We start from the raw sequence: 24,202 nt of genomic DNA, 5'->3' as shown, positions 1-24,202 counted from the left end.
ATCGGGCTTCGCGCCTGCCGACGCGCCCTTAGACAAACGAAGCGGGGCTGCCCCGGGACCCGCTGCGCGAATCCGGGATAGCCCCTGTGCGGAAATTCCGCGAATGTTTTCCTTGAATTATTTCGAAACGTCTTCGCCGAAGTATTTCTCGGAGATCTTGGCGTAAGTGCCGTCGCTGTGCATATCGGCGAGCGCTTTGTTGGCCGCTTCGACGAGTTCCGGGCTGTTTTTCGCGAATACGGCGCCGCTTTGCGAAGCGTCGTCCGTTTCGGCCACGACTTTCAGCGCGATGTCCGGTTTTTGTTTCTTCAGGTCGAGGAACGACAGGTTATCGTTGATCGTCGCGTCCACGCGGCCGGAGTTCAGCAGTTCGATCGCTTGGTTGAAACCTTCGATCGGCACGATTTCCGCGCCGTTCGATTTGGCGATATCGGCCAGGTTGCTGGTCAGCGATTGCGCGGACTTTTTGCCTTTGAGATCGGCCAACGATTTGATGTCGGTATTGTCGTTACGCACGATCAGCACCGCGCCGGAAGAGATATAAGCGTCGGAGAAATCGTATTTTTCTTTGCGGTCGTCGCGGATCGAGACTTCGTTGAATACCGCGTCGAAACGTTTGGCGTCGATGCCCGCGAGCAGGCTGTCCCACGGCGCTTCCACGAATTCCGGCTCCGCGCCGATCCGTTTGGCGACTTCGCGGGCGATATCCACGTCGAATCCGGTCAACGCGCCGCTGCTGTCGTGGAACGTGAACGGCGGGTACGTGCCTTCGGTGCCGATGATCATTTTGCCGGAGCTTTTGATCTTCTCCAGCGAATTGGTCGCGGCGGCCGTGTTCTCGCTGCTCGCGCTTTCGTTATTCGTAGCGGCGCTGCTGCCGGTACTGCTGCTGCCGCTGTTTCCGCAAGCCGCCAGCATCAGGGTCATCAGGATGGCAACAAGGCCGATCAAAGTCGTTTTTCTCATGGTGAATTCCTCCGATTGGGTGAATGGGTACGACCCTGCTTCCTCGGCAGCTTACGCGTCGGGAAATATTTAGGTCGTGCAAGATTGAATTTTACGTCCTTACCATTTGAAAGTCAATAGATTTTCGGGTAATTCCGATTAATTTCATCAACTTTTCTGAAAGCCTGAGAAAACCGTTATTTCTTATGATTTTTCGCGAGTACCGAGCAGGCGCGTAAACAAGCCGCTATCCGTTTAAATAAGTAAGAAGACTTATGCCGCCCGGACCTACATATCCGCAGCTTCCGTCTCGACGCCCTGCCGAAATCCGTTCGAACGGCCTAAGACGCCCGAACGTTCGCGCAGGAGCTTTATTTCAGCAAGTAGGAGGACGTTTATGTTCAAGAATCGCTTTTTCGTCATCGGTGCGGGCGTAGCCCTGATCCTGCTCATCATTTTCCTCGGCACGCTGGTCAAGTTCATCTTCACCCCCGTCGTATCGCTGGTCAGCTCGCTGGTCGTTCCGCTGCTGATCGCCGCATTCTTCTATTACCCGCTGCGGCCGTTGGTTCGTTATCTGGAACGTAAAAAATGGCGGCGTTCGTGGTCAGTCATGCTGATCTTCGCCATCTTCATTCTGCTTATCGCGGGATCGTCGCTGTGGGTCTGGCCGACGCTGCGCGATCAGATCGAAAGCTTCGTCGAGAACGCGCCGCAGCTTGCGCAGGACGCCGTCAATCAAGTCCAGATGCTTCAGAACAACCCGACGATCAGCCGTTTCATTCCGAGCGACTCGGCTCAGAACAAAGAGATTCTGGACCGCCTGTCCGGCGTGCTGGACACTTCGCTCAACTGGCTCTCGTCCAATCTGACGGGCATGTTCTCGTTTATCTCCAGTTTCGTATTGGTGATCGCCACTTTCCCGATCCTGCTCTACTTCCTGCTGCGCGACGATCATAAGCTGCCTCCGCAGCTCATGAAGATTTTCCCGGCCAATCAGAAAGACGACGGAAAAGTGATGTTGAACGAAATGGACGATGCGCTGAACAGCTTTATCGCCGGGCGGGTCATCGTCAATCTGCTGCTATGCGTGCTGCTCTATATCGGCTTCGTGATCATCGATCTGCCTTATTCGCTGCTGCTGGTCATCATCTCGTTCTTCCTGAATTTCATTCCGTTCATCGGCGCTTTCCTCGCCGGAGTTCCGGTCGGGATCGTCGGGCTGATCGAGTCGCCGAGCATGGCGATCTGGTCGATCGTCATCGTTATCGTGGCGCAGTTGATCCAGAACAATCTGCTCGAACCGCTCGTGTTCGGCAAACAGCTCGATATGCACCCGCTCACCGTCATCGTGCTGCTGCTCGTCGGCGGAGACGTCATGGGCATTCTGGGCATGCTGATCTGCATCCCGATCTATATGGTGGTGAAGATCGCGATCCGGCACGGATACCAGATGTACGTCAAAAGCAAAATCAAACAAGACTTCACTTGAAAATTCGAATAAATTAAACCGTACGAAACGATTCGAAACAGCTCAAGCAATTTTTTACACCTATTTTCGCAATTTCCAAGTTTCGCTTTCATTCGGAAGTTTAAACAGATAGAGAAAGCAAGGTTATGTCGAGTCGGCTATCGGTTCAAGATCAAGCATCCAAGGGGGAGTAAGGACATGCATCGGAAAATTATCGGGATTTTTGGCATGCGGGCAGAAGCGGCGAGCGCGATCGACGACTTGAAACGGATCGGGTACCGACCGGACGACATTTCGGTCGTGATTCATAATGCCGAAGAAGCTCGCAAATTCGAAGACGAGACGGCCACGATGGTTCAAGAAGGCGCAACGGGCGGCGCGGCGACGGGGGGAGTCATCGGCGGCATCGGAGGACTGCTTGCCGGATTGGGAGCTTTGACCATTCCGGGGATCGGACCGCTTCTGGCGGCCGGGCCTTTGGCGGCGGCATTGGCCGGGACGGCGGTCGGAGCAGCCGGCGGCGGCTTGATCGGCGGACTGATCGGGCTGGGCATTCCGGAACACGAAGCGAAAGAATACGACGCGATGGTCGGCAAAGGCCGCATCCTCGTCGCGGTCGATGCCGAAGAAAGCAATCGCATGGACGTTTATCGCATTTTCCAAAACAACAATTCCTTGAATCGACGCTACGACGAAGAACTGGCCAACCCTCGCGCGACGGCTGCCCAAACTTCGTCTTACCGCGATATGCCGGCGATGGGCGCCAGCAATCTGGACGCCAATCGCATGGACAACGATTTAAGCGATATGAATACCGGGCTGGCTAGCCCGGCCGATCTGGAGAACGATCGAAGCCGTAAGCTTCATCGGAAGTAAGAAGCGCGGTACCGAAGGAGGAAGAAGGATGGCCCAGAGAGTCGTAGGCGTATTTCTGACCGAGCGCGAAGCCGCAGAAGTGGTCGAAGATCTGAAAAAGCACGGCTTCGATACGGAGAATCTGTCCGTGATCACAAGAAACCGCGAAGAAGCGGACGCGATCATCGATCCCGTCCATACCAAAGCTCCCGAAGGAGCAGCCGGCGGCGCGGCCGCGGGAGGCCTTCTCGGCGGAGTGGGCGGTCTGTTGGTAGGTCTGGGCGCACTGGCGATTCCCGGCATCGGTCCTCTGCTCGCGGCCGGCCCGATCGCCGCGGCGTTGGCCGGGATCGCGGTAGGCGCGACGGGCGGCGGGCTGGTCGGAGGCCTGATCGGACTCGGAATCTCCGAAGACGATGCCAAACTCTACGACGAACATGTCGGAAGCGGACGCGTCTTGGTGATCGTGGATGCCGAAGAGCCGCGGCGAGGCGAAGCGGAAGAGCTGTTCCGCAGCCATTACGCGCTGAATTATACCCGGATCGGTGCCGGAAGCGATAACGACAATCTGACCGTCGCTCCGCCGCATTCTCCCTCTTCATCCGATCCGCTGCCTTCTGTCGGAGAGTCCTCCTTGTCCGATCCGAACGAATCGGACAAGCGCGCGAGCGACGATCGTATCGATCTTCCTTCGCGCGCCGAACATGATTCGCGTTGAACGGTGAATAAAGTTAAGCGGCCGTCCCTTTTCGGGAACGGTCGCTTTTTTGTCGCGGCGTTCGATTTTCGGGACTTTCGTAGCGCTCGCCCGCCTTTTCCTCTTCCATGTTCGGCTTCGAGCCGCCGCCCCGAATTCCGCGTCTTCGCTCTCGGCCTTCCGCTGCTTTCGGGAAACTCGCGAACGAGCATAAACCCTTGTGGTTCAAGGGTTTGTTTCGCAAACGTTTTCTGTTCGCCATTGTGTCCAAAATCGAAATTTTTCTTTCGAAATCGACTTTTTCAGGACTAAAATCGACCTTTTTTTATGTATTCTCTCTACAAGGTTAGGGGCTTTTTGCCGATAATGGGAGTAGGTCCAACGCACCGATTCATCAAATACATAAACGGGGGAAGTGAGCGTTTGAACAATCTGGATCATGTCATCCATCAGAGAAACAAGATCGTTATGGGACTGCTTTGGGGCGTCGCCCTGCTGATCGGTCCGGTAAGCTTCGGTCTCGGGCTGCCTATGCAGATCGTCGGCGGAACTTTGGTCGCGTTCGTGCTTGTATTTACCGTTCTTACTTTGAGAAAGAAAGCGCTGCATATTCTTCCTTACGCGGTAGCCGTCTTCTCCGCCGCTTGTCAGGCCGTCGCTCAACTCGACAGCATCAACGTCATGTCGGCTATTCTTCCGGCCGTATTGCTGCTGCTTTATCCGCGTTACCGTTACGTGCTGGCGTATTCGTCCTTGACGACCCTTGCCATTCTCGTATCGTGGCTGCGCGGTTCGGCCTTTTTTGTTCCGGAAAGCCCGCTCGTCTCGCTGATCTTCAGCGTAGCCGTATTCGTCATCGTTTCGGCCGTCGCGGTGACGATCGGCGCGTTGAACGAGAAGCTGTTCGCCGACCTCGCCAAACAGCAGGAACGCAGCGTCACGGATGCGCGCAAACTCGATAGCGTCTTTACCCAAATCAAGACATCCGTAGACGAACTGAGCCGGTTCGCGCGCAAATCGAAAGAAAACATTACGCTGAACGAGCTGATTACCGGAGAAATCACCAATGCGTTTACTCAGGTGGCTCAAGGCGCGGAAAGCCAAGCCGACAGCGTATCGGAAATCACGGACAAGATGTCGAACAGCGACCGCGAGATCGACGGCGTCGTGCAGAATTCTTCGATCATGCGCGATTTGTCCGAGCATACCGCCAATGTCACGCAGGAAGGCGCGGGCCGCATGGTCGAACTGCGTTCCCAGATCGACCAAGTCTACTCGGTCATGAACGATACCGCTCATGACATGGAATCGTTCCGCGAACAGAATCGCCAAATCGCCCAGATCCTGTCCACGATCTCCGAGATCGCCAGCCAAACCAATTTGCTCGCGCTCAACGCGGCGATCGAAGCGGCGCGCGCCGGCGAAGCCGGTCGCGGATTCGCGGTCGTCTCCGACGAAGTCCGCAAATTGGCCGAACACTCCCGCGAATCGGCCGAACAGATCGGCGGCATCTTGAACGAACTTCAGGGCGGAACCGAAAGGCTCATGACGCTGGTTCTCCGCGGACGTTCCGCCGTCGAGCACAGCCGAGGCGCCGCGCAGCGTTCGGAAGATGCGCTGAGCGAGATCAACCAAAATACGCATAAATTGCTGGATCAAGCGGGAGAAGTGGAGAACCGTTCCGAGAAGATGAAAGTCGCTTCGCTCGAAGTGTCTTCCCAGGCGGTCGCCATCTCCGCCGTTACGCAGCAGACCAATGCCGCCATGGAAGAGATCCTTGCCGGCATGAGCGAACAGAAATATATCACGGGACAGATGTCCGCCAGCTTCTCCCAACTGGAGAAATTGATCGGCAGCTTGCAGGAATTGACGAGTCTTTCGAACGAGATCGCCGCCGAAGACGCTTCTCTTCCCAAAGGAACCGAGCGCAAGAAAAAACGCCGCGGCAAACTTCAAGAAGAACAACCCGTCCCGATCGAAAACACGATCGCGGGTTAACGTTCCGATCTGACGCGCTTCCCACGATTACGAAAATCCTTTCCGTTTCCGCGACGCGGTCCGACGGGAAGGATTTTTTGGCGAACCTGCAAGCAAAACATCCTCCGATCGAAACGCTTCAAAGACCGTCGCATACAATGAAATCGATAATCTGGAAAAAATTATTGAAAATTAGGTCCGGAGATATTATTCTATAATGTGATAAAGACTTATGTACTTATTTCCAAAGGGGTCCATTCTCTCTAAGCTCGAACGAATCACGCCAACAGTCCTAGTACCGCTCCTCACCTTTCGAATATAACGTCCGTCACTTGATGTTTTCATCCTAGAGGAGGTCTTTTGGCATGTCCAACATAGATCAGATATCGGAACAAAATCTTGATCCCCCCGCTTCTCTGTCGACGGACGGCACGATCGGAATCCGGGAAGGTTCCTTGTACGTATCGAATCCCGACGAAGACGGGGCTTACGCCGTACTGATCCCGCTCCCGCCGCTTCGGTGGTGGTTGAACGGCGTAGAAGTGCAAACGGCTTCGCCTGTACGAACCGCCGACAAGATCGAATGGGAACGCGTTTCCGAACCGCTGTACGAGATCCAAGTCTCGCCGGACCGCATGCAGGCCGCGATCCGCGTATTCTCGGAAACCGAATATGCATGGAAGCTTCAAGATGCGCCTCCCGCCGCTTCTTTGTCTCCGACAGCGGCCGCGGATTTCGAACGGGTCGTCCGCCGGTTGGAGATTGCCGAGATCATGAGCGAGATCGGCAAGCTCGGCATCCGCAAAAACTTGAACGTCTCCGCCGTCGTGCAAGCGCTTCAAGAAGCGCAGGGCTCATGGGTGACTTTCGCGGTCGGCGAAGCTCCGATTCCCGGCGAAGATGCCGTGCTCGAACTTTTTTTCGAAGAGAAGATCGAAAATGCTTTTGAAGAAGCCGGAGGTTCTCTCGATTATCGCAATCATCTGCGGATTCCTTCCGTACAGATCGGGGAACCGCTCGCCAAACTCAGACGGGCAAAGCACGGAAGCGCGGGCTGCGACGTCTACGGCGAACCGATCGCGCCGCCGCCCGTTCGAGAGATCGAAGTTCGCGCCCGGCAGCATGTCGAGATGCAGGAAGACGATTTGTTCGTCGCCGCCAAAGCCGGACGCCCCTGCGTTACCGGCGACTCGTTATGTTATCTGGACATCTCCGACGCCTATGTCGTTGCGGGCGACGTGGACTTGAAGACCGGGCATATCATCTTCTCGGGCGATGTGTCCATTCAAGGAAACGTGACCGATAATATGATCGTCGAGTCGCTGGGGAACGTGTATGTGTCCGGAGGGGTATACCATTCGATGATCACGGCCGCCGGCAGCATCATCGTTCAAGGCAGCACGATCAGCAGTCGGCTGTATTCCGGCAGCTTCGGCCTTTCCTTTAACCGCCTGTTTCATTTGTCGGGGCAGCTCAAAGACGAGATTGCCATGCTGGTTCATGCGGCGCGCCTTCTTCAAGCCGAAACGTCCCGACGCGGACAAGTCGCCCGTTACGGCCAAATCGTTCTGCTGCTGCTCAAAACGAAGTTCAAAAATATTCAGAACAATATCCGGGAACTGCTTCAAGTCTTGATTACCGTGCAGCGCGGCACCGGTTCGTCGTCCAACGAATTCGCCGACACGCTGAATCTGATGCTATCGCCGGTTCAGATGATCGAATCGCTCGAAGAAAGCCAGCTTTTAAGGCTGCAAGCCGACTTGGGACGCGAGCATGCCTTCGTCAACGACATGCAGCAGAACGACTCGCATATCGAATTGTCGCGCTGCCAGACCAGCACGATCAAATCGAACGGCGATATCACGATCCACCGCGAAGGCGTGCTGCAAAGCGACCTGTACGCGACCGGGTCGATCCGCTTCAATCATCCGTCTTCCGTGTGCCGAGGCTCCTGCCTCGAGTCCGAAGAAGACATCCTTGCGCGCACCGTAGGCAGTGCCGGCGGCGCGCCTTGCATCCTCCGAGCGAAGCACAGCATCTACGTCTACCGCATGTTCGAAGGAAAGATCAGCATCGACGGCTTAAACCGCGATATTCTGAGTCCGATGCAGGACTATACGTTCGGCCATCGCGATTCCGCGGCGGCGGCTTACGGCTGAGCGGAGAATGCGCACCGCTATCGGCTGCGTACAGGAGCAAACGAAAAAGGGCAGCGAAGAGAAATCTTCGCTGCCCTTTTTCTGTTCTCGCGGGACGCGCCGTCTTGCTTGTCCGCAGAGTACGGCTGCTGGTTCAGGCCTTCTATTCGGTCTCGTTGACCGATCCGTTCAGATGGCCGTTCAGCTTCGCAAGCAGCTTCTCGAGGGCCGCTCCCCGATGGCTGATCCGCTGTTTCTCTTCGACGCTGAGTTCGGCCATCGTCCGTTCGTACTGCGGCACGAAGAACAGAGGATCGTAACCGAAGCCGCCCTGCCCGGCCGTCTCGGACGTGATCCATCCTTCGACTTCGCCTTCAGATTCGACGCGTCTTCCCGTCGCCGGATCGTACAGCGCCAAAGCGCAGACGAACCGGGCCGGACTGAGCAGCGGCTGCTCGGTGTCGTCGCCTTGACGAAGCCGGATCAGCTCGTCCAACAGTTTGGCGTTGTTGGCCGCGTCGTTGCCGTGCTCCCCGGCATAACGCGCCGAGTAGATCCCCGGCGCGCCGTCCAGCCGTTCGACGCACAATCCCGAATCGTCGGCCAATACGGTCAAATTCAAGAAATCGCCGATTTCCTTAGCTTTTTTGAACGCGTTCTCCGCAAAGCTGTTCCCGTCTTCCACGACTTCCGGCGCATCGGGATATTCGTGCAGGCTGCGAACTTCTTTGCCCAGCGGGGCCAATGCATGACGGAACTCCCGTACCTTCCCCATATTGCGGGTCGCCACGACCACGATGTCGCGATCCGATGCTCCTGCCGCTTCGCTCATGCCAGTCCTCCGATCTCGGGATTGCCGATCTTCGGCGCGTTCGCGCCGAGCGCTTCTTTCTGTACAAAGATCATCTGCCGGACGCCCAGCTCGCCGAGTTCCAGCATGGCGTTCAGTTCGTCGCGGCTGAACGGTCGTTCTTCGCCGGTTCCCTGAAGTTCGACGAAGGCTCCCGCGCCGGTCATGACCACGTTCATGTCCACCGCCGCGCTGCTGTCTTCGTCGTAACGCAGATCCAGCAGAGCTTCGCCGTCGACCACGCCTACGCTGACCGAAGCCAAAAAGTCGGTAATCGGGTAGCGCTTGAGCTTGCCCTGCGCTTCCAGCTTGTTGACCGCCAAGCACATCGCCACGAACGCGCCGGTGATCGACGTGGTGCGCGTGCCTCCGTCCGCTTGAATCACGTCGCAATCGACCGTGATCGTGCGCTCGCCGAGCGCTTGCAGATCCACGACCGAACGCAGCGCGCGGGCGATCAGCCGCTGAATTTCCATCGTCCGTCCGCCCAACTTGCCTTTGGAAGCTTCGCGGATATTGCGGGTATGGGTCGCTCGCGGCAGCATCGAATATTCCGCGGTGACCCAGCCTCGTCCTTGTCCTTTCATGAACGGAGGCACTTTCTCTTCGACCGTCGCGTTGCAGATGACTTTGGTGTCGCCCACTTCGATCTGAACCGAACCTTCCGCGTATTTGTTCGTGTTGACCTCGATCTTGACCGGGCGAATCTCGTCCGGTCTTCTGTCGTTCCTGCTCACTCTTTCGTCCTCCAATAGTCGCCTTCGCGACGTTTCGTTCCCTTCATTCTAGCAAAATCGATCGCTCTTCGCACACGGCAAAACGATTTCGGCGGGATTTTGATTCAGAAACGTCGAATATGTACAGATGTTAGGTATACGGAAAGGCGGCCCCGGCCGTACCTGTCCTACCCTATCCGAACCATTTTATAAAAACCGAGGTGACCGTCATGCAAACTCCGGAACAACCGACGCCCAAAGAAGAAAAAATGGGCATTCCCGAACGCCAAGCTTATTCGCTCAACAGCCGCAAAGTCGCCGAAGCGACGCGAAGCTGGCTGGAGCAGCGCGGCGTCAAGACCGAAGAGATCGCCGAACTGGTCATGTTTTTGCAGAAAAAATATTACCCGAACTTGACCATGGAAGAGTGCGTGCACAACGTCGAGAAAGTGCTCGAGAAACGCGAAGTCCAAAATGCCGTCTTGACCGGCATCCAGCTCGACGTGCTTGCCGAAGAAGGCAAACTGCTGTCTCCGCTGCAAGAAATGATCAAGAACGACGAAGGCTTGTACGGCGTGGACGAAATCCTCGCCTTGTCGATCGTGAACGTATACGGAAGCATCGGCTTGACCAACTTCGGCTATGTGGACAAACTGAAACCCGGCGTGCTGGAGCGGCTCAACGACAAAAGCTTGGGTCCGGTGCATACGTATCTCGACGATATCGTCGGCGCGATCGCTTCGGCGGCCAGCAGCCGCATCGCCCATAACAAACAGAGCGAGCGCGAAGTCGAGATCGAACTGCCGAAAGAACCGGGCGAAGATTAAGCCGAACCGGATCGCGATCCGACCCGAACGCGCATCAGACGGACGCCGAGGAACGCGCTAACGCGCGAACAGACCTCGGCGTCTTCGTTTGCGGTAGAAAGGCTCGCAGTCCGCTTCGAAATAATGTTCCAGCCCGCTCGTGCCGTCGAGCCGCAGAAAATCGACGGGCGGATCGGGCACCCGTGCGCTCGAAGCCCGGCGTCCGGCCGCCCGCACGACTTCTTCCCAGTTCCCGTCGGTTTCGACGGCGATCAACGTATGCGGAGGATCTCCCGTAGCCGGATTATAGTAATGCGCGTTGTAAGCCAACTTGACGCTCGGCAGCTCGTCGAACACTTCCGCCAATTCTTCCAGCAGTTCGTCAGGCTCTTTTTCCGGACGTCCGATCATCATCTGCGTTTCGCGTTCGATCGTATGGGTCCGAGGAATGCCGAATAAACTGCCGTCCAGAATGGCTTCGATCTCCGAAGCCGGAAACTCTTTGCCGACTGCTCCCCCCGGATTCAGCCAGACGTCCGAGCCCCGGACCAATTCGAACAGATCCATCGCGTTGACGGACAAATAACGCATCTCCCGGTCGATCGATTGCTGAAGCATCCGCAACGAACTGAACACGGGAATATAAGCTTTTCCTTCCAACTCGACGCTGGGCAAGCGCACCGTGGTCTTCTCTTTCAGAACGCCCTCGCGGGTCGGCATCTCTCCGCCCATATGCAAGGTATATAGCTCCGAGCGTCGAAGTTCCTCGTAAAATTCCATTCTGCGAGACGGATCGTCCGCGGCGGCAGCCAACGTGCGTTCGAGTTTGTTTTGAGGCTCGAAACTCATAAATACCCTCCTCTTCCCTTTCGTCCTTCTCCCCGCTTGCTTGTTTGCTTCGTCACAATTTCGCCAAAAAAAGGCTAAGAAACGTTTCATTGGATATTTTATACCCGTTTGTTGTCCGAATCAAAAAAAAGGACTCCCCGAATCCGGGAAATCCTTCTCAAGTCCTGCATCGGTTGCGACTTCGGCAGCGCATTCCGAAAAGAGTCCCGTAAGGACTCACATCGATCTTCTCTCCGCTTCCTCGTCTTCGCGATTGCTGATTTCTTCGAAACCGTCGTCTCTCGGACCGACATAGCCCCGCAGCACGTCGTCGTAATAATCGTCGTAATCGTACCAGTCTTCATAAAGGTCGGATCTTTTCTCCAGCATCGAGATCTCCTCCTTCTCTTGACGTCGAGTCTCGGAACCTGAAGTCCGAACTCGCGCAAAGGTTTCGGGAATCCGCGAACGACCGCGCCTTGAAACGGGCATCCGCTTCATCGCCGTTATGAAGTCTTTCTACGGCCAGAATACCAGCGCTCGCGCCGATCGTCAAAAAGCCCTATCTTCGCTCAGAGCCGCCGAAACGCAATAAAGCCGCAGTGCCCGGAAAACAAGCGGGCACTGCGGCGAATATCGCGTTTTTGCGCGTTTATGCTGGCGTAGACTCGAAGATTTCGATTTACATCGATTTGGTCAGCGTAATCATCCAATTGCTGCTGTCGACGTTGAAGTTCCAACCCAGCAGGCCGGTGATGAAGCGCAGCGGCACGACCGTGCGGCCGTTTTCGTCCGCGAATACTTCGTGGCCGATGGATTGTCTTTTGCCGTTGACTTCCATGAAGTCTTTACCCAACCAGAACTTCAGCGTATCGTTACCGGCCATGACCGTAACTTGGTTCGCTTTCTTGTCCCATTTCACGTTGGCGCCGATGCCTTCGCTCAGGAAGCGCAGCGGAACGTAAGTCGTGTTATCCCAAACGCGCGGCATGGTGTCCATCTTGGTCGTTTTGCCGTTCAGCGTCAGGTTCGGGCTGCCGATCTGCATCTTGACCGTCATCATGGACGGAGCCGGTGCAGGAGTCGGGGTAGGCGTAGGTGCAGGCGTCGGCATCGGAGCCGCTTCTTGGAAGTTCGAGTTGAACTGGTCGACGATCGCGCCGCTCAGCAGCTTGCCTACGCCGAACATCAGCGCATAGCCTTCGCGTTCCGTTTTGTACGAACCGGTGTAATTCTTAGCCGCATATTGGTCCAGAACCTGCTGTACTTGGTTCTCGTGCGTCGTCAGACCTTGCAGCGCGCCGGCTTCCGGAATGCGTCCTTCGGTCGCGGTGCTCAGGAAAGCCGCCATTTCTTTGGTGAATTTGGTGATTTGGGCTTTGGCTGCCGTAATCGCCGCTTGGTCCCCGCTCTTCACGGCCGCTACGTACTGCGCTTGCACGTTGATATGGTCGGTCGTCCAGAGCTTCTCGAATTGGTCTGCTCCCGCTTGACCGTAGACCGAAGCGATCGCGGCTTTGAAGTCTTTGGTGTTGGCGGCTTCCGTCGTCACGAGCGCGTTGCTGCTGGCCGTCATGCCGTCATACTGCTCTTGCATTTGCAGCGTGGCGAGCGCGAAGTGTTCGGCGAACAGATGGTTCAGCGCCGATCTCAGATCGCCGGCTTTGGTATCCGGTTTGGTATTTTGGAATTTCTCCGGCATTTGCGTCGTGATGGCCGTCGACAGCGCTTTGCTGATCGTGAACATCTCGTTCAGGCCTTCGCGATAAGCCATGTAGGCTCCCGCATAATCGCCGGATACGTATTTGTCGAACGCTTCTTGGACTTGGTCTTCGTGGAGACGCAGAACTTTCTCGGCCGTCGCCTGCGGCAGTTTGCCGCCCGTTGCCGTTCCGAGGAAAGCGGAGAATTCTTTGACGAATTTCTCGACGTTCGCTTCGGCCGTCTTGCGAGCCGCCATATCGCCCGATTTGGTCGCCTTCACCAGATCGTCTGTATATTTGTTATGGGCGCGGAAGATGCGTCCGAACTCTTCGGCTCCCGCTTTGCCGTACAGCGATTCGATCGCCGGCAGCATATCGAGCGCGTTCTGGTCGAGCGCCTGATAAGCGGCTGCCGCATCCGGCGTGCCTTCGTACGCTTTGATCATCGCGTCGACGGCCAGTTGATAATGTTCGGAGAGCAGGTTGTCCAGCGCGGCTCTCAGTTCGACGGCCGGCGTGTCGATCGTCGCTTTCATCATGGTCGATTGAGCGGCCGTGGCCGCGATGTTCGTCGTCGCTGCCGCAGCTTGTACCGGAGCGGCCCCCGCCACCGTCGGAACGACCAGCGCCAGACCCAGAACAGGAACGGCCAATTTCTTCACGTTGAACTTCTTCGATTCGAGATTCTTCACATTGAACATTTTAAACATCTTAATCCCTCCAGTTGTGTGTGTATCTAGCAAGTGTGGTTGAGTATTGATCTGTGTTTTTGTTTGTTCTTGTGTCTCTCGCTTACATCCGATGAAACGCAGGCTTCGAAAATTTGGATCACCGAATTTTAAAATTTTTTAAAATCTTTTTTGGAAAGACTCGATTTGTTTGCCTGAGCAAATAAGTTTACCACAATCTTTTGGACAGTAATTCAGTTGTCGACTCTTTTTATATACACAGGGTTCGAAAGAACTAATCAAGCCGAAAGAGATATTTCAAATTTTATTTTTTGCGTCCATCTGATTCATTTCTCGAGACTTTAGGCGCAAGAAAAAACCCGCCTCCGATAAGAAGCGGGCCAAAAATGCGATTCGTTTCGAGCCAAGCGGTGCCTGCCGATACTTCGGCATGGGTCGCTTCGGACTCATTCCGCCGCTCGCGCGCGGAACGCGACCCGTTCGCCGGCGTCTTGTCCGACGATGCGTCCGCGGTCTTGCAGCTCGACCAGATGGGCGATCGTTTCCGACAACGCGAACCTCAGTTGATGAATGCCGAGCGAATCGCCGAATACGGCGGTGCAGATCCCGTAAGCGTCCGTTCCGTCCGGTCGCTCCCGAACCAAAGCTTCCATCCGATCCAAGCGTTCTTCGTGGTGAGCGAGCAGTTGGCGGGTGCGCTCCGCGAAGTTCCCGAACGGATCGCGATGGCCCGGAAACGCATTGGAGACCTCCAGCGCGCCGAGGACGCGCAGACCGTCGAGATACGAACGAAGCGGATGCCCGTCCCCCTCCGGGTTATACGAAACATTCGGCGAGATGCGCGGCAGCACGGCGTCCCCGCACAGAATCGTCCCCGTTGATTCTTCGTAAAACGACAGATGGCCTTCCGCGTGCCCGCCGGTCTCGATCGGCTGCCACAAACGTCCGCCGAAGCGGATCGGCAGCCCGGATTCGATCACGGAGATCTCCGGCTGCGGCGTCACCTGCGGCAGAAATCCGGCCAGATGTTCCGGAAGCTCCGCCAAACGCTCGGGAGCCATGCCGTGACGCCGATAGAGGGAGATCGCAGGCTCGGTCAACGCCCGCGTCTCCCTCTCTTCTTGAACGCTGCCCCAACTGCGCCAAGCCGCTTCGCTGGCCGCTCTCGACATCCAGACCTGCGCGCCGCTCCGCTGCTGAAGCCATCCGGCCAAGCCGTAATGATCCGGATGATGATGCGTCAGCACGATCGAAGCGATGTCCGGCTCGCGAATCCCGAGTTCGCTCAGCGCCGCTTCCCATACCGCTTCGTTCTCGGCCGAACGCGGCCCCGGATCGACGATCGTCCAACCGTCTTCCCCGTGAAGGACATAGCTGTTCACCCAGCGCAGCGGAAACGCCATATGCAGGCGTACGCGCGCGATTTCGTTATAACGGGTCACTTGTGGTTTGTTCATCTTTTGCGTCCTCGTCCTCTCCTGACTTGCCGGCCGCTTCGCCGCAAAACGTTCGCTTTATCCTCGGCTGTTTTTGTTCATCGCCAAGATGGCGTTCAGCAGATGAAGTTTGCGAATCGGCTTGGTGACGATCGAGCGGAAACGGCTTCTTTCTTCATCCTCCACTTTTTCGCCCAAACGCGCAAGCAGAAACGCGTGCGGACGCGGATTTTCCATCAATGTCCGGAAATGCTCGTTCCCGTCTACCGAACTCCGGTCGGCGAGCAGCAGATCAAAAGCGCCGTCTCCCGCCCGCTTCGCCAGTTCTTCGTCCATATCCGCCGCGGATTCTACCGAAGCGCCCCAGCCGCCTAGATTGCCCGCGATAATGCTTCGGGACGTCTCTTCGCGATCGATCACCAGCAGCTTCATTCCGCTCAATACATCGTCTTCGAACGGAATGGAAGGCAGGTCGGTATATCGTTCGAAGGAGAGCAAGATCTCGACCGTGGTTCCTTCTTCGGCCGTGCTGGTCACTTCGATCCGCCCGCCGAGCAGTTCGATCAAATTCTTGGTGATGTTCAAACCGAGCCCCGCCCCGTCGTAATGACGGATCGACGCTTCGTGCACCTGCGTATATACGTCGAAGATCCGCGTCAATTGTTCTTCCGACATGCCGATCCCCGTATCGCGTACCGCGAATCCCACGACGATGCGGTCCGGCTCCAACGAAGGCATGCGCTTCAATTGGAACACGATCTCGCCTTCGTGCGTGAACTTGATCGCGTTTTGCAGCAAATTCAGAAAGATCTGCCGGACCTTGACCACGTCTCCGACGACAAAAAGCGGAATTTCCGATTCCACGTCCAGCACCACTTCCACGTTCTTATCGAAAGCGCGCGGCGCAAGCATATAAATCAAGTCTTCGATCGTGTTGATCAGGTCGAACGGATTGTGCGCGATCGTCATCTTGCCCGCTTCCAGACGGCTCATGTCCAGAATCCCGTTGACCAGTTCAAGCAGCGATTCGTTGCTCCCGCGGATAATCTTCAAATATTCGTTTTGTTCTTCCGTCAATTCGGTCTCGCTCAGCAGTTCGCTCATCGCGACGATGCCGTTGACCGGATTGCGGATTTCGTGGCTGAGCACCGCCACGAAATTGGACTTGTCTTTGGAATCCTTTTCCGCAGCCTCGCGTTTTGCCCGCTCCTCTTCCAGCAGCAATCGCAGATGCTCCAGCTCTATGCGACACTCTTGTCCGGATTGTTCAAGCTCTTTTATCTGTTGGATATGATGTTCGTTTTTCGACATCGGTATGCACCTCTTCAAGCAAGCATAATGGTGCTATATACCCATATTATCTGCATTTAGAACCTTTTTCCGACAAAAATCATCCGCGAAGAATCCGTCTCGTACCGTTTCTCGTCATAATCGCCGCGCACTTCGTCGATCTCCAACTCGGCTTCGGCCAGCAGCTCTTTGAACTCGTCCAGCGTATACAGTTTGACCCGTTCGTCGTATTCGCGCGGTTCGCCGTCTTCCTTGTTTTCGGGAATGATCGTGATATGCTTCTTGACGTATCCGTCTTCGATCTTCCGCCGTTCTTCGATCTTGAGCCCTTCTTCTTCCCGTTCGGTAAAAGGCTTCAGATGACGCTCCACATGCGGCGGATTCATGAAATCGATGATATAGCGGCCGCCCGGACGCAGCACCCGCCGAATCTCTTGCAGCACGCGCAGATGTTCCCGGTCTTCTTTGAAATAGCCGAACGAGGTAAACAGATTCGCGACCGCATCGAATTCGCCGTCCGCGAAAGGCAGCTCGCGCATATCGCCCTGCACCCATTTCACGTTTTCCGATCCTTCTTCGTTTTTCGCTTCCTCCAGCAGCACGTCCGACAGGTCCATGCCCGTCACGTCATAGCCTTTTTCCGCCAGCGACAGCGAATGCCGGCCCATGCCGCAGCACAGATCGAGCACCTTCGCGCCGGGGTCCAGTTTCAACCACGAGATCATCTCGTGCACTTCGTGCGCCGCTCCCTGTTCGTCCCGATAGTTGTAGACTCTCAGATAATCTTCGCCGAAACTTTCTTCGTACCATGCGCTCATCGTTCGCGTCGCCTCCCGCAAGTTGTCGTTTGTCGGACGCCGACCTGAACGAATGTTCGCGGCCGCGCCTCCAATCTTATATGTACACGCAAAAAGGCGGGATGATCCGCCGATCGGATTCCCGCCTTCATATTTCGCGTTCGCCGAGCGGCGCCGAATCAGAGATGCACGATGTTCATCTCCAGCCGTCCGTCGTAATCGAACTGCCTTCTCCCGTCTTCGGTAACGCGGCGCGCGGGCGAACGGCCCGATACGATCCGCAGCGCGCTGATCGCAAGCGCCGCCGCGTCGAGCAGATCGTCGCAGGCCGCTTGTTTTCTCGGAAAAAGCGTCGTCAGACGTTCCGATTCCGCTTGCTTGATGCCGGCTTGTTCGAGAATGGCGAAACGTTCCGCTAATCCTTCCGCCGTCTTCTTGCCGTGCAGCGGCGCTTCGCCCGCGTTCAATCGCATAAAAGCGACTTCCGGATGCGACTCCGCAAGCGGAAGCGCGAAGGCGCCGGATTCTTCCGGCGTCAGATGCTGCGCGATAAAGTCGTCCAGTTCGCGAATCTTCGGCAAAATGTTCAGACTCTGGCTGCTGAGCTTGCGTTCGGTCGCCGCCGCGTTGGCCGCCGAAGGATCGTCGGAGCGCAGCGCTTGTCTGGCGGGAACGGGAAATACGCTGGATTTGCGCCGCTTAGGAAGCAGTTTGCGGCAGTCGCGGTCGCAGTTCCGGTCTTCGACGCGATTGCGGATTCCGTCCGCGCCTTCCGGCAGGCCGATCGGCATATCGATCAGCACAAGATCGCGCGAAGCGAGCGGCTTCAGCGCTTCCCACAACGAAGAGATGTCCGGGTAAACGCCTGCCGTCAGCTCGGGCCGTCCGCCTGTCTGCGGATTGCCGCTTTCTTCGAGAACGACCGCGATCCAGCCGCCGGGACAGCCGTCCACGCCGATGCCGCGATAACCGCGTGCAGGCCGGTCCGAGTCCGGCGCGGCAGATCGGCCCGATTCGTCGAATCGAAGATTCGGATCGGGCGAAAGCGAAGCGTTCCCGCACGGATATGCGTTTTTTTTCATTCCGCGGCCTGCCGATCGAGATAAGTCCGCAGAATCGCCAGATCCCGCGCGCGGATGAAAGCTCCGACGTACGTCTTCGGACGATCGCTCTCCATCAGGCGTACCGCCTCTTCCGGCGCGGTCCACATCGGCGCGAATCCGGCCGCCTGCTCGCTCTTCGTCAACTCGGGCGCGGACGGAGAACCGATCGATCGCGCTTCGTAAGCGTAAGAGAACTGTTTGCGACGATGACCGGCCACGTATTCGATCGTCATGCCGATCGCTTCGCCGATCTCGATATTCGCTCCGACTTCTTCTTGCAGCTCGCGCCGCAGCGCCGCATACGCGTCTTCGTCGCCCTCGATGCCTCCGCCCGGCAGCTTGTGGTAGTCGTCCCTTTCGACGCGCATCAGCGCGATTCGGCCTTCCGCATCCGCCAATACGGCGCGCGCGGCTTGGCGCAGCCCGTAATTCCGCTCGTCGGCGATCGGAGCGATCGACCGCTCTTGCGTTTCGGCGGCAGGCCAAGGCAGATCGGCATCGCGAATGACGGCAAGAAGCGGAAGTTTGAGGTAATCGAACAGCAAGAAATCGGAAGCGGGATCCGGACAGTTCTCGCCGACTTTCACGTAACCGGCATGCCGGTAAAAACGATGATTGCGTTCGCTTCCGGCCGGCGTATCGAGCGACCACTCTTTCGCTTCGGGATGTCTTTGCTCGATCGCGGCGAGCGTAGCCGACCCGATCCCTCGGCCGTGCAGCGAGGGATCGACGAACAGCGAACCCAGACGGAAACGGCCGTCGCCCAGATCGAAGATCCGTGCGCCTCCGGCAAGCCGTTCGCCCGCGAAGATCGCCAGATACGAGCCGTCGGCCATTCCTTGTTCATGCCACTCGCGCGTTTCGATGCCTTGCGGCATTGTTCCGTAACGCTGCAAATCCGGGGCAAAAGCTTCGATCGCGATCCGGCGCAGCGCTTCCATATCTTCCGTGCGTGCCGCCGCGAGCGTGATCGGTTCCTGATTACGATTAACGGACATCGCCTTCTCTCCTCTGACCTCGTTCTTATCATTCATTCCGTTCGATCGTTTATCTCTGGCGCAGTTCTTTGACGATCTGCTCCAAACGATGCGCGATTTTTTCCTGCTGATCGGCATCCCTTTTCAATCGCTTATCGATATCGACGAGCTTGATGATAACGATCAACAGCAGAATAAGTAAAATGATTCCCATGTTTCCTCCTTTTCGAACTTCGTTCTCCGATGATTTTCCGGTTCAACGTTCAGTCGGGGGCGCGGTCGCCTGCCTCTGTTTCGGATTGCGCGCGGTTCGCGTCGAATGCCTCTCCGCGCAGGCGAATCTCGTTTGCGTCGTTTCGCCACTTCCGGCCGAGCGCTTCGAACAGTCTCGCTCCGAGCAGCAGCAGGCCGATTCCGATCAACAGGATCGATAGCCAGAACATCGGAGAACCGCCGCTATCTGCCAGCGCGGTCATATAACGACCGGGAGGAGTATACCAAGAATAGATCTGCGGCATGTACAGCACCGCGGCGATATGCACACCCACGTACAACAAGCTTCCGCCGAGCAGCAGCAGACCGCCGACCCAAATCGTCTCCGTTCTTTTCATATGCGGCACTCTCCTCCTTATGGTTTCGGATACCGGAAGAACGGCCGTTCGGCGGAATTCGTTACGGAAAAATCCGATCCGTTCAATATTCCGACAGGTCGGCGCGATGGAAAATCCGCACGATAGCCTCAGCGTCCGGAACTCCCAAGTCGCGGTAAGAGCGCAGAAGACCCGCGAACATTCTCTTGTCCAGTATAGCAAGACAAGGATTCCATCGCAGGAAAAACAAACATTGTTCAAGTTCTTCGCGGCGGACGTCACGGCGAAGACGCAAAAAAACGCGCCCGGCAGCAGATTCGCCGGGCGCGTCGAGAACGCATGATAGATGCAATAGACAGATTCAGTTCCGGATCGGATTCGACTACACGACGCTACGGATCGCAACCGGATAAACGACCGTATATTCCGCGCCGCCGATCCACTCGCGGCGGACGAAATCGCGGCCGCGCGCGACCACGCGATCCGCATACACTTCGACCTGCAGACCTTCGCTTCCGGTCAGATGTTCGTCGCCGTCCGTCCAGAGGTACGCAACGGAAGACGCGTTGAACATCGACGGCATCCGTCCATGCCCGTCAAACATCGTCCGCGCGGCTTCGAGCTGCCAATGCGTATGGCCGGAGAACAAGATCGCCTGCGGATAGGCGGCCAGCGCTTCGCTCAAAGCGGCGTCCTGATTGACGCCGTGCCAGCCCTGCGCTTCCGTCGAACCGGCTACCGTGTTCTTCAGCGGTTGATGCAGGAAGACGAAGATCGGCTTGTCCGCCGAAGCGTCTTCGCCGAGACGGTCGCGCAGCCATTCCAGCTGCGCGCCGGACAGGTCGCAGTCTTTGGGGTGCGGGCTTTCGCTGCCCAGAAAGATAAAATGATACCCGCCCAGCCAATGGTCGTGGTAAGGCGCGGCTTCGCCGGTTCCTTCGGCGAATCTCGCCATCCGCCGTTCCCACAGTTCGCGGGCGCGTCCCTCCGCTTCCGCCGTACCGGTCAACCGGGCGGCCATGCCCGCCAGATCCAGCCCCAGCTCGGCCGCCGCCTCGGCCAGCGATTCCGCCGCGTTCGCCGGACTCGGCGCAGAAGCCGCGCCGGCTTGTTCCCGCCCGTCCGCCTCGGACGATCCGACGTTCGGTCGGATTTCCGCGCCGTATTCGCCGTCCGTCCCTCGTTCGCTTTCCGCGCTCGAACCTTCCGCTCTCTCCCGGAACCGCCCGTCCAGCGCTTCTTCGACTTCCGGTCCGTTCAGCGCGCTAAGATCCACGGGCAGGCCGTTTTCTTCCCATAGCACCGCTCCGATATCGTGGTTGCCGAGCGTGACGTACAGTTCCGGCAGACCGGCCGGACGTTCGTTCCACAGACGCCGGAATTCGCGGTATTCCGCCGCCAGCCCGCGGTCCGTCACGTCTCCGACGTGCATGATCCCGAGGCTTCCCGCGCCGAAGGAAGCGAGGTCTTCCAGCGCGTTCTCGAAATGCCGGTTATGGATATGTCCGGCATCGTCGCGGATATGCGTGTCCGTAATCACCTGAAAAACGGCCAACGGCAGCGCCGGCGCGTCGGCACTCCCCGCCTGCTCCCGCCGTTTTTCCGCCTCGTTCGCTCCTGCTTCGATGCCGTTTGCCGTTTCCTTCTGCTCGCCGTATCGTTCCATGCGATCTCCTCCGTTTTGCGCCGCGTATTTTTCGAAGCTGCCTGCCGTCAAGATTCGCTCCATTTCAGCCCCATGATTCCGATCAAGATAAAACCCATCCACACCAAAGAACCCAACTTCAAACGCTCGCCGAACAGAAAATGGCCCGCGATCCCGATCAACGTGATGCCCACGCCCGACCAGATCGCGTACGCGACGCCGAGCGGGATATGTTTGACCGAGAAGTTCAGCAGCGTAAAGCTCGCTCCGTAACACGCGAACATGAGCACCGACGGCCACATCCGGGTAAATCCGTCGGATACTTTCATCAATAAAGTCCCGCTCAGTTCCAGCGCGATCGCCAGCGCTAGCAGCGTCCAGCCGAGCGAGGCCTGCGAACCCGCTTCCGCCGCGTTCATTCCGTCACCCGGCTCTCGTTCGGCCGTTCGGTTCGCAGCTCGGAGAGCGACAAGACCGTCCGATCCGCCGAAGGCAGCGCCGAGGCTTCGCCGATGCCGATCTTCAGCCGCACGCCCGCCGCACGCGCCATCGCCATATCGCCTTCGGTATCCCCGATCACGATCGCATGCTCCGGCGCTACGCCGAGCCGCTCGCAGGCCAGCAGACACAGATCCGGATACGGTTTGCCGCGCTCCGCTTGATCCGTGCCGACGACGGCCGCGAAATACGTATCGATGCCCAGCCAGCGCAGATGCTTAAGCGCGCTGTCCGTCTCGTCCGCCGTGACCACGGCCATCGGAATCCCGGCTTTCCGGCCGTTATCCAATAAATCCTGCACGCCGGGCAGCAGCTTCGCGGGGCGAACCTGCTCCAGTTCGGCGTCCGCCGAACGCAAACAATCGCGCACGATCACTTTCGCTTCGGCCCACGACAACCCCGCCGCGTAGCCCTGCCAAGCCAGAATCGCGTACAATTCGTCCATCGTGCCCATCGCCAGCGGTCCGCGCCGGTCGTAATCGATCGTTCGCCCTTCCCCGTCCTGCTCCGTTCCCCAGATCGACGGGATCTCCCCGCGTTCAAGCCGAAGTCCTCGCTCGCTCAGCGCCGCTTCGAAATGCCGCAGCGCCGTATCCGTCCAGCATCCCCACATCGCCGTAAAATCCAGCAGCGTGCCGTCCTTGTCGAACAAGATCGCTTGCGCCTGCCCGATCGGGTCGTCCCCTTTTCGTTGACCGTCCGTCATCCTTTACCCCTCCCGTACCTGATACTGCTGCAGCAAAACCGCAGGGCCGCGCCGTCCGCGCGTCCTCTGCGGTCTTATGATTCCTATTCGCCGAAACGAATTATTTCGCGACGCGATCCAGCTCGCTTTGCGCTTTGGCCTGCGCTTCTTTAAGCGCCTGCTCGGCCGGCATATTGTTGATCTGCACCTGATCGGCCGCTACTTTGAGCGCATCCGTGATCTTGCCGCCCGTCGGATCGAGGAACGGAACCGAAGCGTGCGAAGCCTGCTGGAGCGGAACGCTGATCTGCGGATTTTTCTCGCTGAACGCTTTGAACGCCGGATCTTCGAGCGCCGATTGGCGAACCGCGATATATCCGGTTTTCATGGACCAGTCGGCCGTATTCTCAGGCTGCATGAAATACGTGAACCATTTGAACGCCGCCTGCTGCTGGTCCGGGCTTGCTTTCGCGACGATGCCGGCTTGAATCGCGCTTGCGACCGGTTTGCCTTCGCCTACGCCTTCCCAGCCGGGCTGCTGCATCGCGGCCACGACGTTGAAGTCCAGATCGCCTTGGTCGCCGCTCGAACCCGTGTAGCCCGCCGCTTTATTTTTCATCACGTCGTCGATCGTTTTGTACCAATACTCCCAGCCTTGACCGCCGGAATGAATCCGCATGATCTGATCTTCGTGAATCCATTTGCGGAACTGTTCCCACGTCTCCACCCACTCAGGCGAGTCGATCGTAACCGTCTTGCCGTCTTCGCTCAGCACGCTGCCGCCTCGGCTGAGCGCCGCGTCGGTCATATTACCTTCGCCCCACATCGGTTCCCAACCGTAGAACGTCGTTTTGCCGCCTTCTTTTTTGGTCATTTTCGCCGCCGCGTCCGCCAGCGCTTCCCATGTGGTCAAGCTCGCCGGATCGATGCCCGCGGCTTGAAGCGCGTCTTTGCGGTAGTACATGACCTGCGTGGTGCCGTACATCGGCAGGAAATACTGTTTGCCGTCCACTTTGCCTTGATCGAGGAACGTCTGCACGAAATCTTCTTTTTTGAAATTCGGATCGGCCGCGATCAAGTCGTCCAGCGAAGCGTAATAGCCTTTGCGCGCCCAATCCACGTTCGAGCTGAGCACCGCCGCCGGGACGTTGTTCGACGCGATCGCCGCTTGAAGCTTCTGCTCGGTTTCCGTATAGTCGGCCTGCGCGATCCCTTTGACCACGACTTCCTTTTGCGAAGCGTTAAACGCGTCGATCTTCGCTTTCATGTTATCGCCCAGATTGCCGCCGAGTCCGTACCAGAATTCGATCTCGACCGGCTTGGACGATTCGGAAGACGCCGGAGCGGAGCTTGCGGAAGCGCTCGGCGTTTGACCGGTTTGCGAAGAACCGCACGCCGCCAGCAGGGTGAAGCTTGCCGCGAGCAGCATCGACATGCCGCTTTTCCAACTTACCTTCATGCCGCCCGGCTTTTTCATGTCGAAACGCGTGACGTTCTGACCTTGTT

23 protein-coding genes are annotated in these 24,202 nt (G+C 57.4%); 6 read left to right on the top strand and 17 right to left on the bottom strand.

Annotated elements, in window-relative coordinates:
* Positions 1-117 precede the first annotated feature (117 nt).
* Positions 118-966: an amino acid ABC transporter substrate-binding protein gene (locus tag CDO73_RS12640; protein WP_088488881.1), complete on the bottom strand. Its 849-nt coding sequence runs from the start codon at positions 964-966 to the stop codon at positions 118-120.
* Positions 967-1,342: 376 nt separating this feature from the next.
* Between CDO73_RS12640 and CDO73_RS12635 the strand changes: the two genes are divergently transcribed.
* The 5 genes from CDO73_RS12635 (at position 1,343) to CDO73_RS12610 (ending at position 8,104) form a co-directional block, all read left to right on the top strand.
* Positions 1,343-2,437: an AI-2E family transporter gene (locus CDO73_RS12635; RefSeq protein ID WP_088488880.1), complete on the top strand. Its 1,095-nt coding sequence runs from the start codon at positions 1,343-1,345 to the stop codon at positions 2,435-2,437.
* A gap of 177 nt (positions 2,438-2,614) precedes the next feature.
* A complete protein-coding gene (locus tag CDO73_RS12630; RefSeq protein WP_088488879.1) occupies positions 2,615-3,292 on the top strand; it encodes a general stress protein in 678 nt (225 codons plus the stop codon).
* 28 nt (positions 3,293-3,320) lie between these two features.
* Positions 3,321-3,989: a general stress protein gene (locus CDO73_RS12625; RefSeq protein ID WP_088488878.1), complete on the top strand. Its 669-nt coding sequence runs from the start codon at positions 3,321-3,323 to the stop codon at positions 3,987-3,989.
* 402 nt (positions 3,990-4,391) lie between these two features.
* The gene (locus tag CDO73_RS12615; RefSeq protein WP_179218690.1) at positions 4,392-5,966 is read left to right on the top strand and encodes a methyl-accepting chemotaxis protein; all 1,575 of its coding nucleotides are present in this window, start codon (positions 4,392-4,394) and stop codon (positions 5,964-5,966) included.
* A gap of 344 nt (positions 5,967-6,310) precedes the next feature.
* Positions 6,311-8,104 carry a flagellar assembly protein A gene (locus tag CDO73_RS12610; RefSeq protein WP_088488875.1) on the top strand — a complete coding sequence of 598 codons (1,794 nt, stop codon included), beginning with the start codon at positions 6,311-6,313 and terminating at the stop codon, positions 8,102-8,104.
* Positions 8,105-8,246: 142 nt separating this feature from the next.
* Here the strand turns inward: CDO73_RS12610 and CDO73_RS12605 are convergent, their stop codons facing one another.
* Both CDO73_RS12605 and rph read right to left on the bottom strand, forming a co-directional pair.
* Positions 8,247-8,915 (bottom strand): XTP/dITP diphosphatase, encoded by a 669-nt coding sequence (locus tag CDO73_RS12605; RefSeq protein ID WP_088488874.1) that lies wholly within the window; start codon positions 8,913-8,915, stop codon positions 8,247-8,249.
* Entirely contained in the window at positions 8,912-9,670 is a 759-nt protein-coding gene (gene rph / locus CDO73_RS12600) for a ribonuclease PH (RefSeq protein WP_088489130.1), read from the bottom strand. Before rph ends, CDO73_RS12605 begins: the two co-directional genes overlap by 4 nt.
* Positions 9,671-9,918: 248 nt before the next feature.
* Between rph and CDO73_RS12595 the strand changes: the two genes are divergently transcribed.
* On the top strand, positions 9,919-10,476 hold the full coding sequence (locus CDO73_RS12595) for a phosphatidylglycerophosphatase A family protein (protein ID WP_088489129.1): 558 nt from the start codon (positions 9,919-9,921) through the stop codon (positions 10,474-10,476).
* 57 nt (positions 10,477-10,533) lie between these two features.
* Here CDO73_RS12595 and CDO73_RS12590 read toward each other — a convergent pair whose 3' ends face one another.
* From CDO73_RS12590 to CDO73_RS12535, 14 genes are all read right to left on the bottom strand, one after another.
* Positions 10,534-11,304: an enhanced serine sensitivity protein SseB C-terminal domain-containing protein gene (locus CDO73_RS12590; RefSeq protein ID WP_179218689.1), complete on the bottom strand. Its 771-nt coding sequence runs from the start codon at positions 11,302-11,304 to the stop codon at positions 10,534-10,536.
* Between the two features lie 216 nt (positions 11,305-11,520).
* Entirely contained in the window at positions 11,521-11,673 is a 153-nt protein-coding gene (locus tag CDO73_RS26770; RefSeq protein ID WP_179218688.1) for a hypothetical protein, read from the bottom strand.
* Between the two features lie 292 nt (positions 11,674-11,965).
* A complete protein-coding gene (locus CDO73_RS12585; protein WP_088488872.1) occupies positions 11,966-13,696 on the bottom strand; it encodes a copper amine oxidase N-terminal domain-containing protein in 1,731 nt (576 codons plus the stop codon).
* Between the two features lie 425 nt (positions 13,697-14,121).
* Positions 14,122-15,132, bottom strand: coding sequence for an MBL fold metallo-hydrolase (locus tag CDO73_RS12580; protein ID WP_088488871.1), 1,011 nt, complete (start codon positions 15,130-15,132; stop codon positions 14,122-14,124).
* Positions 15,133-15,189: 57 nt separating this feature from the next.
* Positions 15,190-16,422, bottom strand: a complete 1,233-nt coding sequence (locus tag CDO73_RS12575; RefSeq protein WP_088488870.1) for an ATP-binding response regulator — start codon at positions 16,420-16,422, stop codon at positions 15,190-15,192.
* Positions 16,423-16,478: 56 nt separating this feature from the next.
* Complete coding sequence (locus CDO73_RS12570; protein WP_088488869.1) at positions 16,479-17,219, bottom strand: class I SAM-dependent methyltransferase; 741 nt, start codon at positions 17,217-17,219, stop codon at positions 16,479-16,481.
* Between the two features lie 158 nt (positions 17,220-17,377).
* On the bottom strand, positions 17,378-18,280 hold the full coding sequence (locus CDO73_RS12565) for a DUF429 domain-containing protein (RefSeq protein WP_088488868.1): 903 nt from the start codon (positions 18,278-18,280) through the stop codon (positions 17,378-17,380).
* Entirely contained in the window at positions 18,277-19,299 is a 1,023-nt protein-coding gene (locus tag CDO73_RS12560) for a bifunctional GNAT family N-acetyltransferase/NUDIX hydrolase (protein ID WP_179218687.1), read from the bottom strand. The genes CDO73_RS12565 and CDO73_RS12560 overlap by 4 nt, the downstream gene beginning before the upstream one ends.
* A gap of 49 nt (positions 19,300-19,348) precedes the next feature.
* Positions 19,349-19,492, bottom strand: a complete 144-nt coding sequence (locus tag CDO73_RS26765; RefSeq protein ID WP_179218686.1) for a hypothetical protein — start codon at positions 19,490-19,492, stop codon at positions 19,349-19,351.
* A 49-nt stretch (positions 19,493-19,541) separates the two neighbouring features.
* Entirely contained in the window at positions 19,542-19,889 is a 348-nt protein-coding gene (locus CDO73_RS12555) for a hypothetical protein (RefSeq protein WP_088488866.1), read from the bottom strand.
* A gap of 361 nt (positions 19,890-20,250) precedes the next feature.
* On the bottom strand, positions 20,251-21,534 hold the full coding sequence (locus CDO73_RS12550; RefSeq protein ID WP_179218685.1) for a metallophosphoesterase family protein: 1,284 nt from the start codon (positions 21,532-21,534) through the stop codon (positions 20,251-20,253).
* Positions 21,535-21,581: 47 nt separating this feature from the next.
* Positions 21,582-21,932 (bottom strand): DMT family transporter, encoded by a 351-nt coding sequence (locus CDO73_RS12545; RefSeq protein ID WP_088488864.1) that lies wholly within the window; start codon positions 21,930-21,932, stop codon positions 21,582-21,584.
* Positions 21,929-22,717, bottom strand: coding sequence for an HAD family hydrolase (locus CDO73_RS12540; protein WP_088488863.1), 789 nt, complete (start codon positions 22,715-22,717; stop codon positions 21,929-21,931). The genes CDO73_RS12545 and CDO73_RS12540 overlap by 4 nt, the downstream gene beginning before the upstream one ends.
* A 100-nt stretch (positions 22,718-22,817) precedes the next feature.
* Positions 22,818-24,155, bottom strand: coding sequence for an ABC transporter substrate-binding protein (locus CDO73_RS12535; protein ID WP_373446980.1), 1,338 nt, complete (start codon positions 24,153-24,155; stop codon positions 22,818-22,820).
* Between the last annotated feature and the right edge of the window lie 47 nt (positions 24,156-24,202).

The sequence above is a fragment of the Saccharibacillus sp. O23 genome (assembly GCF_002205895.1).
Taxonomy (GTDB): Bacteria; Bacillota; Bacilli; order Paenibacillales; family Paenibacillaceae; genus Saccharibacillus.
Note: the sequence above shows the minus strand (reverse complement) of the source record. Positions and strands in the feature narration are given on the sequence as shown.